A 16,183-nucleotide genomic window follows, 5' to 3' on the forward strand; every position below is an offset into this window, starting at 1 on the left:
GCCTAGCACTTATGTATGTTTGCTTAATAGGATGTTGTGAGTGACATAAACATAAGGAGGCATACCAACAGATGCAGAAGAATAAAACTGGAGTGGAGAAGAAACCCCTCTCTTCTAAACAGACACAGAGGCATGTACATGAATTTGAAGGTAGTACCAAACTGGCTGAAGAAGGCGCAGACCGACATAACCACCGCTTTGCAGGTGTTACTGGGCAAGCGATTCGAGTTGGAAGAAGTCATGTCCATGAAATCGATCTTACAAAAACTGATTTCGTGAACCACTTTCATAATCTGAAAAAAATTAGAACAGGACCAGCTATTCCAGTCGGAAATGGAAAACACGTACATTTTGTTACGGGCCAAACTACATTAAATGATGGTCATGTACACCAGTTTAATTTTGCAACATTAATTCAGGCACCTCTTATTTAATGAACGGTGGTTTGACCGAAGCTGAGGTAACACAAATAATTGTTATAGACAGCTGCTCATAAAGAATGAGAGCATCGTCTTCGATTTTTCGGTGATGTGTAAATTACTCGAAATAAATCAAAAAGCTCTGCTAACCATAAATGGTCGGCAGGGCTTTTTAGTCTTACATTGATTCTGTACTTCTTGATTAATGACCGGCTATGATTTTATGCCTTATGATAAGCCGCCTTATTCGAATTTTAAGTATATATTTTTTGTTTCATTTTTATGGTCAGTATCACCAATTAGCAATCTTTAATGTTGAGACAGCTCGTCTGCTACTTGTTTATTTATCTGAAGTTTTATGGTCTAAGTCATGATGTAATTCGGTTGCTGGTATTTTGGCACTATAGATTTGACCTTTGGCAACAGGCTTAGAGATGTACACATAGCTCCCGCTTCCATCCGGCGCACTTCCTGTTGCCCACAAACCTTCACTAGATTCTTCGCCTTCAGACAAATTCCAAAACTCATAAGCTTCAGGCTGAGACTCTTGCTCTGCTTCAGGAGGAAAAGAAGCCGGGACCACAACACCGTTTTTTTCTTCTAATTCTTGGATTGCCGCCATCCATTGGTACTGGTGATAGCGGTCACGTGCTAGCATTTTCCGTAGTGTAGCTCTGACGCTTTCATCTTGTGTCATATGATATAGCCTTGCTACCTGCAACCGACCCTGACTCTCAGCGTGCAAATTAGACCGCATATCCGCCAAAAGGTTACCACTTGCGACGATATAAGAGCCGTTCCATGGAACTCCATTTGAATTACTAGGTAATCCACCAAGACCGCTGACCAGCAAGTGCTGCGGGTTAATTCCCCCCATAATGGCAGCTGTAACAGGGTCTTTTGCAGCTTGTTCTTGATCTTCTGGTTTAGCTCCATCAAGTAGTTGACTAATTAAAGCACACAGCATCTCCACATGCCCTACTTCTTCAGTTCCAATGTCCATTAGCATATCTTTATATTTTTCCTCACCGCGACAGTTAAACCCTTGAAATAAATATTGCATCATTACGGTCATTTCTCCAAATTGCCCCCCCAAAACTTCTTGTACCTGCCGGGCAAAAAGAGGATCAGGACGCTCCACTTTCACTTCAAACTGCAACTCTTTTTGATGTCTAAACATAATTACTCCTCCTATAGTTAAGCAGCTTAGTAAATTCTAACTGTATTTAACCTTTTCAAGATGTAATAAAACGAGGATCAGCATAACAACAATCTGATAGGAGTCTTTACATTTAACTATCTGTTTGTGTGGTTTGTATAAAAATTATTAAGGAGGGAAGCATATGTTCACGTTTAAAAAAAAGTTTAAGGAGGTTTTTTTACATTGTATTTTTATAAAGAAGATCTAATTAACATAATAGTACCCGATAAGCCCGACCCGGCTGCTGCTAAAGTGATTCAAGAAGTATTGGGTGGTCGATTCGGAGAAATGCGTACCATGATGCAGTTTTTCTTTCAAAGTAATAATTTTCGTGGTAATGCTGTGCAGTTTAGGGATTTGATACGCGGAGTTTTTCTAGAGGAGCTTAGTCATGTTGAACTGGTCCAACATACTATTAATCAACTTCTGACTGGCTCAGGCGCAGACCAAGCCGGCGATGCTGGAATTGATCATGCTCCTTTAGATGAGGCGATAAAACACGCAAATCCTCATCATTTTATTATGGGAGCTCAAAGTTCCTTACCTGTTGATGCAAGTGGAAACCCTTGGCTAGGTAGTTATGTTTATTCCCACGGCAATCTGATTAGTGATTTGCTTGATAATCTCGTACTCGAATCTACAGGGGTTCTGCAAAAATCCCGAATTTACGAAATGAGCTCGAACAAAACATTCCGGGAAACGTTGGCTTTTTTGATTGTGCGGGATAATGCTCATCAAAATGCGTTTGCCAAAGCTTTAGAGACACTTGGAGTTGATTGGGGAAAATTGTTCCCGGTTCCAAACTACGATATTAACAAGTATCCAGAATGCCGGAAGTATGTTGAAATGGGCTTTCACAATGCACAGTTTAATTTTCGATTGGATTCTACCCGTATTGGAGAAATATTCAATGGGCAAACTCCAAGCAGAAACGGTGGGGATTTGAGTGTAGTGGATCCTCCAGAAGGGTTTCCTCTTCCGTATATGCCTGAATTGCCTAATGAACATAGCCCAGGTCTGCATGATCTTAACACTTAGGTTTAAACAAATAAGTAAGGATAGTAGCTAGGTTAATGTCCGTAACATAAAAAGAGGCTGTCCTTCGTAAAGAACCTACGAATCAAGGACAGTCTCTTTTTATTCGCGTAGCCTGTGCTTCGGCAAAACATTTCGTTCTACCGAAGTAACGCCGGGAGGCAGTAGTAGTGGATCAGGATTCCAAATAAATTTCATCAATGGATACATGGCGTTCTCTAGACAAATCTACATATTCATTATCGGTAATTCTCACTAAGGGTCTGAAGTAATCAGCAGGATTGTTTAGAATAATCGTTCCTGTCTGACCTGTAGTCAGCAGAACCTGCTTATTAATGAAATTAGGAAGCATGTGTCTGATGAACACTTGGGTAGCTTCTGGGTTTAGATGTCCAAAACTCATGCTGTGCAGCTCACGTAATACGGTGAGCAGCTCCTGCTTCGTCTGGTACACACGATTGGAAATCATCGCGCTATACACGTCGGCAATAGCTGTTATGCTGGCAAAAGGATGAATATCTTCCTTGAACAGTCCATGGGGATATCCACTTCCATCTTCACGCTCGTGATGCTGCAGGGCGACAATTGCAGAAATCTCATCGCTGGTTGAATTGCGAATAATATCATAGCCATATAGCGAATGTTTTTTCATCTCATGGAATTCTTCGGGTGTCAGTTTATCCGGTTTGTTCAAAATTTCATCCGGTATCATGGACTTGCCTATATCATGTAAATATCCAGCTTTACCGGCGGCATATGCTTCTTCTTCCGTATATCCAAGCCATGTGGCAATGTAATATGACAGTACGCCTACTTGGAGAGAATGATTATAGGTATAGTGATCTCCCCGTTCCATAATTAATAGCAGAGATACGACATCTTTTTGACGAGCCAGCTCTGAAACGAGAGGGCCGAACAGCTCATCCACTCGATATTCATCAAATTTTCCAGTTGAGGAGGCTTCGAGAAACATGCTTTCAAAGCCACTGATCGTCTGCTCCATGAGAGGAACGGCACGTTTGAGGGACTCGGGGGAAGCTGGGACATCGGGGGCAAAGTCAACCGGAATGCTCGCTGAACCGGCATCAATGTCGATATAATCGACACCGTGCATAATGAGTTTGGAAATATCGTCATGCTGTAGCTCGGTGCCCTGAATCATGACAGGTACACCGTGCCCGTTGTATGTATCGGATTTGAGGCGATCTCCCGGTTTGGCATCGGTAACGTGTACTCTCATGCGCTAACCTCCTTATTGTCGTAAATTTGTCGAAAATACGAAACAAACTTAATATATCAAGAATTAAATGGGATGACAACGACTAATTTACTATTATTCCAAGCTGTAAAATAGGTCCCAGAACCCGTTTCCTATCAGATACCTACAGTAGATAACGTCAATACTTTTCACTATGTTTATGATATGAGATTGCCCAGAGACTACAGCGAAGCTTAAGGACTATGTCCACTCATATGTACCATATTGCTAAATAACATGGTATGCTTAAACATTAGAAGCTCCAAAGTCGATATATATAAAGTATAGAGGAGGGCGGTTATGGAGATGACGACTCGGCAAACGTTGACCATTTTGCATACCAATGATATCCATAGTCATTTTGGCAGTATGCCTTCGATAGCCGCGATGATCGATGAACGAAGAGCCGCATCACGGGATGCGCTGCTTGTGCTCGACATAGGAGACCACATGGACCGGATGGCCCCCGAAACGGAAGGAACGCTCGGTGGGGCAAATGTGGATGTGATAAATCTAACAGGATACGATGCAATTACGATCGGTAACAATGAGGGACTGACTTTTACCCCGGATATGATTGAACAGGCATATGCGGGGATTCATTGTCCGGTCGTATGCGGCAATATAACAGAGCGTGCCACGGGGATGAGCCCTTCGTGGATGAAGGAATCCCTTATCGTAGATAAAGCAGGAATCAAGGTCGGTTTACTTGGTGTGACGGCTCCTTTTGTAGAGTTTTATCAATTGCTGGGTTGGGATGTGCTCAATCCGTTTGAGGTGCTGGGGAAGCAGATCGCGGCACTGAGAAAGCAGGTTGATGTTTTGGTTGTGATGTCGCACCTGGGTCTACCTTCCGATAAAAAATTAGCGTCGCAGTTTCCTGAAATTGACGTTATCCTTGGAGGTCACACCCATCATGTGCTGGAAGAACCGCTTTGGATCGGAAAAACAGCTTTATGTGGGGCGGGTAAGTTCGGAACGCTGCTGGGTGAAGTGACACTAAGTCGTAACAATAGCCTCGAACCGTTTCGAGTCACGTCGGGCGGCGTAGTTCCTGTGGATCAGACACTACTGGACGAAAAAGTGGCATCGGCCATTGTGGTGCATCGCAGACAAGCAGAGCGCGCCATGGAGAGCACAGTTGCGGTGGCGGATCGGAAACTGGAGATCGCATATGATCAGGAATCCCCTTTCGGGAATATGCTGGCACAAGCGGTGTCCCATTTTACAGGAACAGAAATTGCCCTCGTCAATGCGGGACAACTGCTCGGCCCATTACCTCAAGGGGATATCAGCAAAGGAATACTACATTCCTTATGCCCTTCGCCGATTAATGCCTGTGTTATGAAGTTGCGGGGAAGAGATATTCGGTTGGCGCTGGAGCAGTCCTTGCTGCCTGAATTTACAGACAAGCCCATGACGGGGTTTGGCTTCAGAGGCAAAGTGCTTGGCACGATGTGTGTGGAAGGCTTGGCCATTCAGTATGGCCCTGGCCGTGCTCCTTATGAAAAAGTGACGGACATTCGTGTAGCGGGTCAACCTTTGGAAGAGGATGAGGAATACACAGTGGGCACGTTGGATATGTTCACTTTCAAAGCAGGTTATGAGGTGCTTGCGAACGGAACAGATCTCCGATTTATGCTTCCAGAATTTTTACGGGATATGATTGAAATGGAGTTGAAGCGTCCGGGCGCGATGGAAGAATGTTTTGCAGCTAGGTGGCTTCAGGTATCAAAACAATCGGGAGAGGATTAAGCTGCGACTGGTACCTGTTACATTATTGAGAGCCGGCATGAAGCTGGGCAAAAAAATATACAATGAAAACGGAATGGTGCTGCTCTCGGAAGGTGTTGAGCTTACTTCGCGATTGATTGAACGTCTAGGCCAAGTCGGTATTGGATATGTATACATTGAGGATGCTGTGACTGAAGATATCGTCATTCCTGAGATGATCCATGAACAGACAAGGGCCGCGGCGCTACAGGAAATCAAAAAGCAGTTTCAAGGTTTATCATCCTACTCCGTAGATCATAAGCACAAATATTTTGGCAAGTCATTTTATAAGGTGATGGAATCCATTCTGGACGATATTGGAGGCCGTCAGGACGCCGTCATTATGTTGATGGATATCGGGGCCGCGGATCAGGATTTGTATCATCATTCTTTGAACGTATGTTTATATTCACTAGTACTTGGGATATCCAATGGCTACGATAATAACCAGCTCATGGAGCTGGGGATAGGTTCACTACTGCACGATATTGGTAAAATGAAAATTTCACCTCAAGTACTCTATAAGCCGGGTAAATTGACGGATGAGGAATATGAGCATATGAAAACACACACGGTGATCGGCTACAAGCTGCTCAAAGACGAACCTGGCATTCCCTTATTGTCGGCTCATTGTGCATTACAGCACCATGAGCGTATCGACGGCAGTGGATACCCACACGGTTGGAAAAAGGACCAGATCCACGAATATGCGAAATGGATCGGTCTGGCCGACTCGTACGACGCAATGACAGCAAGTCGGATATACAAACAGGCTTTGTTGCCCTATGAAGCGATGGAAGTGCTGTACGCCGGGGCAGGAACGTTATATGAGCAGCGAATGCTGGAAGCCTTTCGTGACTGTGTAGCTATTTACCCCCTGGGACTCTCTGTGGTGCTCAACACGGGGGAAGAGGGGGTCGTGGTGCGTATACATCCCAAAATCCCGCAAAGACCCGTCATTCGCATTGTAAGAGACCGGGATGGGCAGGAAGTGAAGGCACCTTATGATGTGGATTTGTCCGTATCCCTCTCGGTTATGATTACAAACACATTGGGTGCTACTGTCGCCCCTTTCGGAGGAGTACACGTAGATTAGCAGATGATGTGGAAGAAAGTATGCAGACACTTTACACATCATGATATGATAATTATACGTCTTTTGAGGTTAATAACAGAAATAAGGTGAAAACATAATGACAGTTCTACAAAATAACACGCTACCCCAAATATCGCCAACCTATGATCCGTGGGACCCGATTGTCTCACTGCGTACACATGGTCGTCATTTGCTTACGAGTGTGGAGATGACCGTAACGCATCTATGTAATATGCGCTGTGAGCATTGCGCTGTTGGCGATATGCTGGTTATGAAGGAGGCCCCTTTCCTTCGGCTAGACCTAATGCTGAAGCGTTTGGATGAAGTCGAGCATCTGGAGACGATCAGTATTACAGGTGGGGAACCTGCTTTACTCGATAAAACAGTGGATGAAGTAATCGTTCCACTGCTGAAATATGCCAAGGAGCGCGGTATTCGCTCGCAAATCAACTCCAATCTGACATTAGATATTCGCAGATATGAGAAGATGCTTCCTTATCTGGATGTGATGCATATTTCATTTAACTATTTGAATGCAGACGATTTTTATGAAGTGGGTTTTGCAAATACCGGCCGGCCGACTCCGCGTGCGGGTGCTGTTCGCCTGTATGAAAAAATGATGGAAAATGCCCGCAGATTGAGTGAAATGGGGATGTTCATTTCAGCTGAATCCATGATTAACTATCGGACACACACGAAGCTGGAGGGCATTCATCAATTAATCAACGAAATGGGATGCCGACGGCATGAGGTTCATCCAATGTATGCGTCGAATTTTGCCTCTGCTTTGCCTGTGCTTTCACTCGACGACATGCGGAACTCTATCCATAAGCTGCTGGATGTACGTAATCAGGACATGTGGATGTTGTTTGGTACATTACCGTTCTTTGCTTGTTCGGATCGGGAAGAAGACCGCAAACTGCTTCGACGCTTGCGTCAGGAACCGAATATTACGGTGCGTAATGATCCGGACGGAAGAAACCGTGTGAATGTGAATATGTTCACGGGTAGCGTGTATGTGACAGATTTTGCAGACATACCGGCTTTCGGAAATATTCAGGAAGATAGTCTGGACGATATTTTTGGTGAATGGCTGAATGAGCATCCGCTGAATCAGACTGTGAACTGTCATTGTGATGCCGCTGCCTGTTGTGGACCAAATCTGCTCGTGGCGGATATGTATTACAAAGGAATAGATTTTAAATCAAGAAAAGCATTACAACTATAGAAATGGGGAGTTCGTATTGGATGGTCATACCGAGTTTCATTGGGGATTGCTAGCTGTGAATCTCCTCTTGGTACTGCTGCTTGTCTTTCTAAATGGTGTATTTGTGGCCGCAGAATTTTCGCTGGTCAAAATGCGCCAATCCCGATTGACGCAGCTCCAAAGCGAGGGTCATCGCCTGGCAGGCTATGCGCTGAAGGTGAACCAAAAGTTGGATGCTTATCTGTCCGCCACCCAATTGGGCATTACGCTGGCTTCATTGGGCTTGGGTTGGATTGGAGAGCCAGCAATATCCGGCTACCTGATAGAGCCACTCATGCACAAACTCGGTGTAACTGACGGTACACTGATTACAACGGTATCTGTTATCGTCGGATTTTGCGTAATTACCTTTTTGCATATCGTATTGGGGGAACTGGCGCCAAAGTCCTTAGCGATTCAGAAGACCGAAGGTGTGGCGTTGTTTTTATCGGCGCCTTTGCTGCTTTTTTATAAGGTCTTTCTGCCTGTGATCTGGGTATTGAATGCTGCGGCAAACTTGCTGTTGCGCGCATTCGGCATTCAGCCGGCGAGTGAAGCCGAAGCGGCTCATTCGGAGGAAGAGATTCGTATATTGATGAATCAGAGCGCCAAAAGCGGTGTGATTGATAAGGACGAAATTAAGCTGATGGATAATATTTTTGATTTTTCCGACTTGCTTGCCCGTGAAATCATGCTGCCGCGTACAGATATGGATTGTTTGTATACGAATTTGTCGTTTAAGGAAAATCTCAAGATCATCAGCGAGACCAAGCATTCCCGTTACCCGGTAGCGGTTGAGGATAAAGACCAGATTATCGGTTTTGTCCATATTACAGATCTTCTGCTAGCTGAGCAGGGAGAGCAACTGGATCTGGCTTCGGTGGTACGTCCTATTTTGAATGTGCCGGAGTCCATGGAAGTGAGTCACGTGTTGCGTCTTATGCAGAAAAAACATTCCCAAATGACTCTCGTGGTAGATGAGTACGGCGGAACGGCCGGGCTGCTGACAGCGGAGGAAATTTTGGAGGAAATCGTTGGGGATCTCTATGATGAATTTGAGGATGAACGCCCGAGTGTGGAAATGAAGGAGAACTTCATCTCTGTGGACGGTCGTATGCTCATTGAGGATGTCAATGATTTGACTGGAGTGAACATTGAAGACGACGAGGTGGATTCCATCGGGGGATGGCTGTTCAAGGAATTGGAGGGCATTCCGGTGAAAGGGAAGAAAATTGAGTTTTATAACCTTACCTTTGAGGTGGAGGAAGCAACAAGGCTTCGCATAATGAGAGTGAAGATTCACCGCAAGCCTGAGTCTGTGATTGAAGATGAGCTTTCAGGTATGTAAGTTATTATAGAGTGCTGAAGAAAGAGCTTTTAGATCCACGTACCGTGGTTTTAAAGGCTCTTTTTTGATTAGAAACAGTTCTATGGTTATTTTCTTGAACAATTATTTTTATCTGTGATTTTTTGTTCGAGACTTGGGCGATACGGCATATGTTGAATAGTAAAACAGATGGATCAATCAAAGGAGGTCCCGGCCCGTGAAATTTCCACAGCAAGGTGAGTATGCCCCGTTTGTCGGCCCGTTCGATCCGTGTCCGCCCGTTCTGTGTAAGACTTATGTGCTTCCGCCAAACTTGTTTATACAATTTCAGCCCCCTGGTCTACCACAATTCAGTCCAGATGAGGCGCTGACGAAGGGAACGCTATGGCCTTTGCTTTACAGCCCTTATGAGCCTAGGAGAAACCAGGGGGGAGGCGAATAGAATGGAGAATCCAAATCAGGGTCAGTCCCCATTCCAATTCCAGCAGCAAAATCAGCATGAGAGCGGGCAGCAACAGCCGAATCCATATCAAAGCCCTTATTCAAATCCGTATCCATACCAGAACCAGTATCAGAACCAAACTCAGGGCTATAGTCAAGCCGGAAACCCGGCCCAAGGCTGCACGCCCCAAACCAAGCCAGTTGATGCCCAGTTTTATGCGTTGCTGGAGAAGCTCCAAGCGGTGGATTTTGTGTTGGTGGAGCTGAATTTGTATCTGGATACGCACCCAGATGATTTACAGGCTATCGAACAGTTCAATAAACTGACGCAGGAAAGAACGGCGATTGCTAACGAGTATCAGATGCTATATGGGCCTTTACAAAATTTTGGCCGTGCCTATTCCAAGTATCCTTGGGAGTGGAGTCAATCCCCTTGGCCGTGGCAGGTCTAGGTAGGTATAACCTTTTATAAAGGAGGAACATGAATGTGGGTATATGAGAAAAAACTGCAATATCCCGTACGTGTCAGCAAATGTGATCCTCATATGGCCAAACTGCTTATGGAGCAGTATGGTGGAGCGGATGGCGAACTGGCAGCGGCATTGCGCTATCTAAATCAGCGCTATACGATTCCCGATAAGGTAATTGGCGTACTGAACGACATAGGCACGGAGGAATTTGCACATCTCGAGATGATTGCGACTATGATTTATAAGCTGACCAAGGATGCGAGCGTGGAGCAAATGAAGGCAGCTGGGCTAGGGGAATATTACGCGGCGCACGATCATGCGCTATATTATCAAAACGCAGGCGGGGTTCCTTTTACAGCGGCCTATATTCAAGCCAAAGGCGACCCGATTGCCGATCTATATGAGGACATAGCGGCAGAGGAAAAGGCACGAGCTACATATCAGTGGCTGATTGATCTGACAGACGATGTGGATTTGCAGGATAGTCTGAAGTTTTTGCGTGAACGTGAAGTGATTCATTCGCTGCGTTTCCGTGAGTCAGTGGAAATTTTGAAGGGGGAAAGAGACCGGAAGAAAGTCTTCTAAGAAAGTTTTATACCATCAACGGTTTAAATTGTTAGCTTGTTCTATATATTATTACAAATAGGAAAGGCCATCTGCAAGCCTCAAGTGCAGGTGGCCCTTCTTTATTTTTTTACATTCACCTATCCCCTAATATGAATTGCTTGGAACGATGGTTTTTTTGGCCGTCTGGACTAGAAACTGTGCTTTAATACAAAGCAGAGGATAGCCTTCCTCAATATTTAAATAGGCAGCCACATCAAAGGAGAAAATTCCATAACCACCGACAGAAAACTTATTTTTGTTCTAGCTGTGCAAAATATTGCTCGTTATATAAAACACTTGGATGAGTAGGATGGTGCAACTGAGCTATGCGATGATGCGATTTTGCCTTTTCAATGTCGCCGATTCGGTCGTAACACAGGCATAATTGCAAGTGTGGAAACCAGGTATAGTACGACGAATTGGTTAAGGCCATCACATCTTGTGGGGGCTCGATCAGCGTCGCCTGACGAAACCAGTAAATGGCTTGAGTATACTGCTCATCTTCAATGAACAAATTGCCAAAGGCACAGCAGAACTGGGCGCGTGGTACATCAAGGTTGAGTGTGCAAAGCAGTGCCATACGCTGCTCCTGTTTTTGACCCTGGTGAGCGTAGCAATCTGCTAGCTTAAAGCAAGCAGCAATCCGATCCTCAATCCATCCTTGATCGAGCCCCAGATAGTGTTCGTACTGCTGGATGGCTTCTAGTATGCGTCCGTTATCATATAGTTCATTAGCGAAGTAGTAGTGATCTCGCTCAGAAAATGCAGTGCCTCTCTCCCGGTGCTGGAGATAAATATGTAAATTACGGTCAGTGTAGGTACGTGTCTTTTTATGAGTCACTGCCATATTGCTGTGAAAGGTGCTGCCAGTCACATTCAGGAATTCGTGCACAAAGCCGATCCATCTGAATCTACGATCACGCCGCACAATTCGGTTTCTTTTGAGCTTATGCAGCGGCTGCCCCTGTTCATCTACAGATAGTACATAATCCATCGTAATGCTGTCATACGAGACGGTGGCTTGTTTTTTCCAGTCGAGAAATGCCAGTCGATCTTGCTCCTCTAGGATGTCATCAGCATCCAGCCAAAATTGATATTCCTGTGTTGCCTGATCAAACGCATAATTGCGGGCTGCGGAGAAATCATCGCACCATTCAAAATTGTATACCCGAGCATTGAACGATGCAGCGACCTCTTGGGTTCTGTCGGTAGAACCAGTATCAACGATAATGATTTCATCTACTAGGTCATGGACTGATTTCAGACAGGTATGAAGGGCTTCTTCTTCATTTTTGACAATCATACATAAGCTGACAGTTACCATGCTCTTTGTCCCCCCAAAAAAACTTGGTATAATCTCCATTTTATTAGGATAGCTTGCTCATTATGTAGTAATTCCTATGGATCGTTTAGAGGATGTGTGATGATCATAAATTCAATCTTGCTCTAATAAATTAGAAAATCAAAGTCTGATATGAAGAGGAGGAGATTGTGTAAAATTCGATATTATCAAGTGCGACCGGGAAATAAATTTGATGGCTAAATGTAGTTAGAAAACCGGTAACAGAAAAAAAGGCAGTTAACTGGAGGGTAAGATTGTATTTTTGTATTGATGTCGTTTTCATTGATATTTCCAGGTGTAAGTCCATTCATACCACGCTCACTCCCATATCGCTTGGCCGCAATTATGGTATGTCTTAGGACATGGAGGGAGAACGGTTTATGAGGCTTCTACCTGATGGAGGCGTTGAATCATGCGTATACTAATCGGTAGCCCGGTGCACCAGAAACCGGAAATATTGTCTTTGTTTCTTCAAGCTTTGGAGCGACTGGAGGCACCTGACGTGCTGCCGGATTATTTATTTGTCGATGATAATGACAATCCGACTTCAAGCCAATGGCTTGCCGATTTTTCCAATCGGTTGCCGGGCAGGGTTTTACCCTTGTTGACAGGCTCACAGCAAGTAGAGAATCGAAGTGATGAGCACACTCATTATTGGCCGCCTGCCCTCGTCTGGAAAGTGGCTGGCTTTAAAAATCGTCTTATTGATTATGCACTTCAACATAATTATGACGCGCTGTTTTTGGTCGATTCTGACCTGATTCTCCATTCCCGTACCTTATGTAAGCTGGTGGAGGCGGAGAAGGACATTGTATCTGAGATTTTCTGGACACGCTGGCAGCCGGAGGGGCCTCTATTGCCTCAGGTGTGGGTTAGTGATGAATATAATTTGTTCCATCGTGAAGAAGGCGAAGTGTTGTCGGCAGAGGAGCGAGCGCAACGCGAGTTGCATTTCATACACCAATTGCATGTTCCTGGTTTGTACGAAGTGGGTGGTCTAGGCGCTTGCACCCTAATCCGCAGACGTGCACTGGAAGCAGGGATTCACTTTGGTAAAATCAAAAACGTTTCCTATTGGGGAGAAGATCGACATTTCTGTATTCGGGCAGCTGCATATGGATTTCCACTTTTTGTGGATACACACTATCCGGCGATGCATCTGTACCGGGAAGCGGACCGAATGAAAGCAGAGCAGCTACTATTCGCCCTAAAGTATTTTACAACGAGTGGTGTTCATACGGACCATTCAGAACATTTAGCATATCTGGATCACTCCGATACTTCTACTAACTCTCCTGCCTTCAATCGTTCTGCATCATCAAGTCCCTCTAAGTTCCCTGAACCTCCTGTTATACCGTATGATCTCCGTGAGTCAGCTGTCTTTGCCAAGTACACTGCAGATTCTTTTGCTGTACCACAAACATTCTCTGGTCCACGACAAAGTGAACTTCATACGCCGCCTGTCACCAAATCCAAATTGACACTGACTATGACGGTATACAATGAGGCAGATCGCAAGCTCATTGACGTGCTGCGGAGTCATCGGGAATATATTGATGAAGCGGTCATTATTGATGATGGCAGTCAGGATGATAGCGGAGAGTTGTGCCGTGAGATCCTAAAGGGAATCCCACTGCGTTTAATACGCAATGAAACAGCTTCTTTTACCAATGAATTAGAGCTGCGTAAGCAGCAGTGGAGAGAGACGTTGGCTTCCTCTCCCGAATGGATATTAAACATGGACGCTGACGAAATGTTCGAATCCCGTTTTGCTCAAGGGGTACATTCGTTGTTAGCGGGAACGAAAGCCGATACGATTTGTTTCAGGTTGTTTGATATGTGGTCTTCCACGCATTACCGCGATGATGATTATTGGCAGGCTCATCGGTATTACCATCCTTTTTTGATTCGATATAAGGAAGGGTTCTCTTATAAATGGAAGGAGCAGTCCTTGCACTGTGGGAGATTTCCCGAAAATGTGCTTGACCTTCCCAGTGAAATCAGCAACTACCGCATCCAGCATTGGGGATGGTATACACCTGCTATTCGCATGGCCAAATTTCAGCGGTACCAGTTGCTTGATCCAAGTGCTCGTTATGGCTGGAAAGAGCAATATGAATCTATTTTGGACCCGAACCCCCGACTCACGCTCTGGGTGGATCAGGACAACATAAATGTAGAAAAAGAAACGGCACCAGAATATGAAGCTGCCCACCAGGTAAACGACATGGATGTTGCCGAGATTTCGAGTGTCCAGGTTATTGATAATTCCGATCTGCAAATAAAAAGTGAAACTAAGGACTTACTTTATAGTAAATGCAAACTGTGTGGCTCATCTGACACGGCAGTGTTTCATAGCTATGAACGCTTTACCTTGATGGGATGCGGTTCCTGCGGATTGGTTTTTCGTAATGATGTGGATCATATACGCCCAGAAGATATGATTGCAGAGATTTATAATGCCAAATGGGTTGCTATGCGGGATAGTGCAGCAGCATCAACTTATGGAGATCATGCCCTTTTTGGACTCATGCTGCTGGATATGTTCAGTACCGGTAAAGGGAAATTGCTTGAGATTGGATCAGGTACCGGAGAATTTATCCATGCTGCCCTTCAAGCCGGCTGGGATGCAGTGGGCATTGAACCTTCCATAGACTCGCGTGCTTACGCCAAATACAAATATGACGTGGATTTATTGCCGGGTTACTGGGGCGATGAAGCCGAAGAAGAAACTCAAACCCAAGAAGCACATGAAATACAGGAATTGAATGAAAAACAAGAAGCCGAAGAAGATACTGATTTACCACTGGATTACAAATACGAGGCCGTAGCATGCTGGCATGTGCTGGAGCATATTGCGGACCCAGTTGCATTTTTGACAGATTTACGCGAACAGCTTCAACCTGACGGGACGATCTATATTACGGTGCCCAACAAAAATTCGTTCACTAATGAGGCTTATGGCGTTTACTCGCCTTTATTTACGGAGGAAGATCATTTGTATCATTATTCTGAGCATACGCTTGCGCTCTTACTGGCAAAGTCCGGCTTGCGCCCGGTGGCTTTGTTCACCCGCCAGCTTCCCTCTGGTTTAGATGCCTTGCTGCAAGCCCATCCTTTGTACGGTGAGCTTACCCTTACGGAGCAAATGGGATTGTTAGCCAAACTTCAAGGCGAGAAACGGGGTCATGAACTGTGCTGTGTCGCAAGGGTAATTTAGTCATCCCCAAAAGGAGGCAGTATCCATGAACATGTCTGATCCGTATCTGTCTCGCTTTTTTGTATATTCTGACCCCAACTCCTCCAACATGATTTACAGACTCCCCCAAAGCTGGTGGAGTCGCCCCTATGAGTATGAGTGGTGTCTCCAATTTATGTCTGGGCAAGACACAGTACTGGACGCAGCATGTGGAATCCCTCATCCATTCAAATTTGAGTTGGCCCGACGTTGCGCTCAGGTCTATGCCTGCGATCTGGATATACGGATCGTTTCCGTGGATGCCATTTTGGCCGAGGTGCGGCGGGATATCGGAGAGGAGGCTGCCGAACGCATTCAGGAGATTTTACCAGTTCGTCTCCACTCTGCACATGCCAATCTGACGGCTCTACCCTATGATGATGCCAGTTTTGACAAAATTGTATGTATCTCGGTACTGGAGCATTTAACGCCTGATGAATCTTTGGCAGCCTTACGTGAATTTCACCGGACTTTACGGGATGACGGAATGCTTCTGCTGACGTTTGATTATCCTACAGTGGACTTATCAGCGATGGAGCAATGGATAGAGCAGGCGGGATTTTCGTATTGGAATGGTGTGGATCTCAAGCTTCCACGGGGTGCTTTACACACGGATAGGTGGGGCGGTCTGTATTGTTTTAGGACTGTTTTAAAAAAATATAAGAGTTAGCGGTATGCGCAATGAGGTTTACACGGACCTCTCTTATTGCTTATCATGAGAGGGGTTAGAG

Annotated in this window: 14 protein-coding genes; 11 read left to right on the top strand and 3 right to left on the bottom strand. The window is 45.1% G+C overall.

Features of this window, described 5'->3' with window-relative positions; genetic code table 11:
- Positions 1–71: 71 nt before the first annotated feature.
- Positions 72–434 carry a YmaF family protein gene (locus AOU00_RS20980; protein ID WP_061831687.1) on the top strand — a complete coding sequence of 121 codons (363 nt, stop codon included), beginning with the start codon at positions 72–74 and terminating at the stop codon, positions 432–434.
- 325 nt (positions 435–759) lie between these two features.
- Here the strand turns inward: AOU00_RS20980 and AOU00_RS20985 are convergent, their stop codons facing one another.
- Positions 760–1,599 (bottom strand): manganese catalase, encoded by an 840-nt coding sequence (locus AOU00_RS20985; RefSeq protein ID WP_069291583.1) that lies wholly within the window; start codon positions 1,597–1,599, stop codon positions 760–762.
- Positions 1,600–1,803: 204 nt separating this feature from the next.
- On the opposite strand from AOU00_RS20985, the gene AOU00_RS20990 reads away from it, so the two are divergent.
- Positions 1,804–2,658: a manganese catalase family protein gene (locus tag AOU00_RS20990; protein WP_061831689.1), complete on the top strand. Its 855-nt coding sequence runs from the start codon at positions 1,804–1,806 to the stop codon at positions 2,656–2,658.
- Between the two features lie 172 nt (positions 2,659–2,830).
- On the opposite strand, the gene AOU00_RS20995 is transcribed toward AOU00_RS20990, so the two are convergent.
- Positions 2,831–3,895 carry an HD-GYP domain-containing protein gene (locus tag AOU00_RS20995; protein ID WP_061831690.1) on the bottom strand — a complete coding sequence of 355 codons (1,065 nt, stop codon included), beginning with the start codon at positions 3,893–3,895 and terminating at the stop codon, positions 2,831–2,833.
- A 318-nt stretch (positions 3,896–4,213) separates the two neighbouring features.
- On the opposite strand from AOU00_RS20995, the gene AOU00_RS21000 reads away from it, so the two are divergent.
- From AOU00_RS21000 to AOU00_RS21030, 7 genes are all read left to right on the top strand, one after another.
- Positions 4,214–5,668, top strand: a complete 1,455-nt coding sequence (locus tag AOU00_RS21000) for a bifunctional metallophosphatase/5'-nucleotidase (RefSeq protein ID WP_061831691.1) — start codon at positions 4,214–4,216, stop codon at positions 5,666–5,668.
- Positions 5,622–6,782 carry an HD-GYP domain-containing protein gene (locus AOU00_RS21005; protein ID WP_061831692.1) on the top strand — a complete coding sequence of 387 codons (1,161 nt, stop codon included), beginning with the start codon at positions 5,622–5,624 and terminating at the stop codon, positions 6,780–6,782. Before AOU00_RS21000 ends, AOU00_RS21005 begins: the two co-directional genes overlap by 47 nt.
- A gap of 97 nt (positions 6,783–6,879) precedes the next feature.
- Positions 6,880–8,010: a radical SAM/CxCxxxxC motif protein YfkAB gene (gene yfkAB / locus AOU00_RS21010; RefSeq protein ID WP_061831693.1), complete on the top strand. Its 1,131-nt coding sequence runs from the start codon at positions 6,880–6,882 to the stop codon at positions 8,008–8,010.
- 16 nt (positions 8,011–8,026) lie between these two features.
- Positions 8,027–9,376, top strand: a complete 1,350-nt coding sequence (locus AOU00_RS21015; protein ID WP_061831694.1) for a hemolysin family protein — start codon at positions 8,027–8,029, stop codon at positions 9,374–9,376.
- A 196-nt stretch (positions 9,377–9,572) separates the two neighbouring features.
- Positions 9,573–9,797: a spore coat associated protein CotJA gene (locus AOU00_RS21020; protein ID WP_061831695.1), complete on the top strand. Its 225-nt coding sequence runs from the start codon at positions 9,573–9,575 to the stop codon at positions 9,795–9,797.
- A 1-nt stretch (position 9,798) separates the two neighbouring features.
- The gene (locus AOU00_RS27550; RefSeq protein WP_269465968.1) at positions 9,799–10,248 is read left to right on the top strand and encodes a spore coat protein CotJB; all 450 of its coding nucleotides are present in this window, start codon (positions 9,799–9,801) and stop codon (positions 10,246–10,248) included.
- A 33-nt stretch (positions 10,249–10,281) separates the two neighbouring features.
- On the top strand, positions 10,282–10,851 hold the full coding sequence (locus tag AOU00_RS21030; protein WP_061831696.1) for a manganese catalase family protein: 570 nt from the start codon (positions 10,282–10,284) through the stop codon (positions 10,849–10,851).
- Positions 10,852–11,122: 271 nt separating this feature from the next.
- Here the strand turns inward: AOU00_RS21030 and AOU00_RS21035 are convergent, their stop codons facing one another.
- The gene (locus AOU00_RS21035; protein ID WP_061831697.1) at positions 11,123–12,196 is read right to left on the bottom strand and encodes a glycosyltransferase; all 1,074 of its coding nucleotides are present in this window, start codon (positions 12,194–12,196) and stop codon (positions 11,123–11,125) included.
- A 430-nt stretch (positions 12,197–12,626) separates the two neighbouring features.
- Here AOU00_RS21035 and AOU00_RS21040 point away from each other — a divergent pair, with 430 nt between their 5' ends.
- Positions 12,627–15,434, top strand: coding sequence for a bifunctional glycosyltransferase/class I SAM-dependent methyltransferase (locus AOU00_RS21040; RefSeq protein WP_069291584.1), 2,808 nt, complete (start codon positions 12,627–12,629; stop codon positions 15,432–15,434).
- A 25-nt stretch (positions 15,435–15,459) separates the two neighbouring features.
- Positions 15,460–16,122: a class I SAM-dependent methyltransferase gene (locus AOU00_RS21045; RefSeq protein WP_069291585.1), complete on the top strand. Its 663-nt coding sequence runs from the start codon at positions 15,460–15,462 to the stop codon at positions 16,120–16,122.
- Positions 16,123–16,183 lie beyond the last annotated feature (61 nt).

The sequence above is a fragment of the Paenibacillus polymyxa genome (assembly GCF_001719045.1).
Classification (GTDB): domain Bacteria; phylum Bacillota; class Bacilli; order Paenibacillales; family Paenibacillaceae; genus Paenibacillus; species Paenibacillus polymyxa_B.

What these genes read in the sequence shown, in the direction of transcription:
- AOU00_RS20980 (WP_061831687.1), top strand. Translation starts at nt 72, where the DNA reads ATGCAGAAGAATAAAACTGGAGTGGAGAAGAAACCCCTCTCTTCTAAA.
- AOU00_RS20985 (WP_069291583.1), bottom strand. Translation starts at nt 1,599, where the DNA reads ATGTTTAGACATCAAAAAGAGTTGCAGTTTGAAGTGAAAGTGGAGCGT.
- AOU00_RS20995 (WP_061831690.1), bottom strand. Translation starts at nt 3,895, where the DNA reads ATGAGAGTACACGTTACCGATGCCAAACCGGGAGATCGCCTCAAATCC.
- AOU00_RS21000 (WP_061831691.1), top strand. Translation starts at nt 4,214, where the DNA reads ATGGAGATGACGACTCGGCAAACGTTGACCATTTTGCATACCAATGAT.
- yfkAB (WP_061831693.1), top strand. Translation starts at nt 6,880, where the DNA reads ATGACAGTTCTACAAAATAACACGCTACCCCAAATATCGCCAACCTAT.
- AOU00_RS27550 (WP_269465968.1), top strand. Translation starts at nt 9,799, where the DNA reads ATGGAGAATCCAAATCAGGGTCAGTCCCCATTCCAATTCCAGCAGCAA.
- AOU00_RS21030 (WP_061831696.1), top strand. Translation starts at nt 10,282, where the DNA reads ATGTGGGTATATGAGAAAAAACTGCAATATCCCGTACGTGTCAGCAAA.
- AOU00_RS21035 (WP_061831697.1), bottom strand. Translation starts at nt 12,196, where the DNA reads ATGGTAACTGTCAGCTTATGTATGATTGTCAAAAATGAAGAAGAAGCC.
- AOU00_RS21040 (WP_069291584.1), top strand. Translation starts at nt 12,627, where the DNA reads ATGCGTATACTAATCGGTAGCCCGGTGCACCAGAAACCGGAAATATTG.
- AOU00_RS21045 (WP_069291585.1), top strand. Translation starts at nt 15,460, where the DNA reads ATGAACATGTCTGATCCGTATCTGTCTCGCTTTTTTGTATATTCTGAC.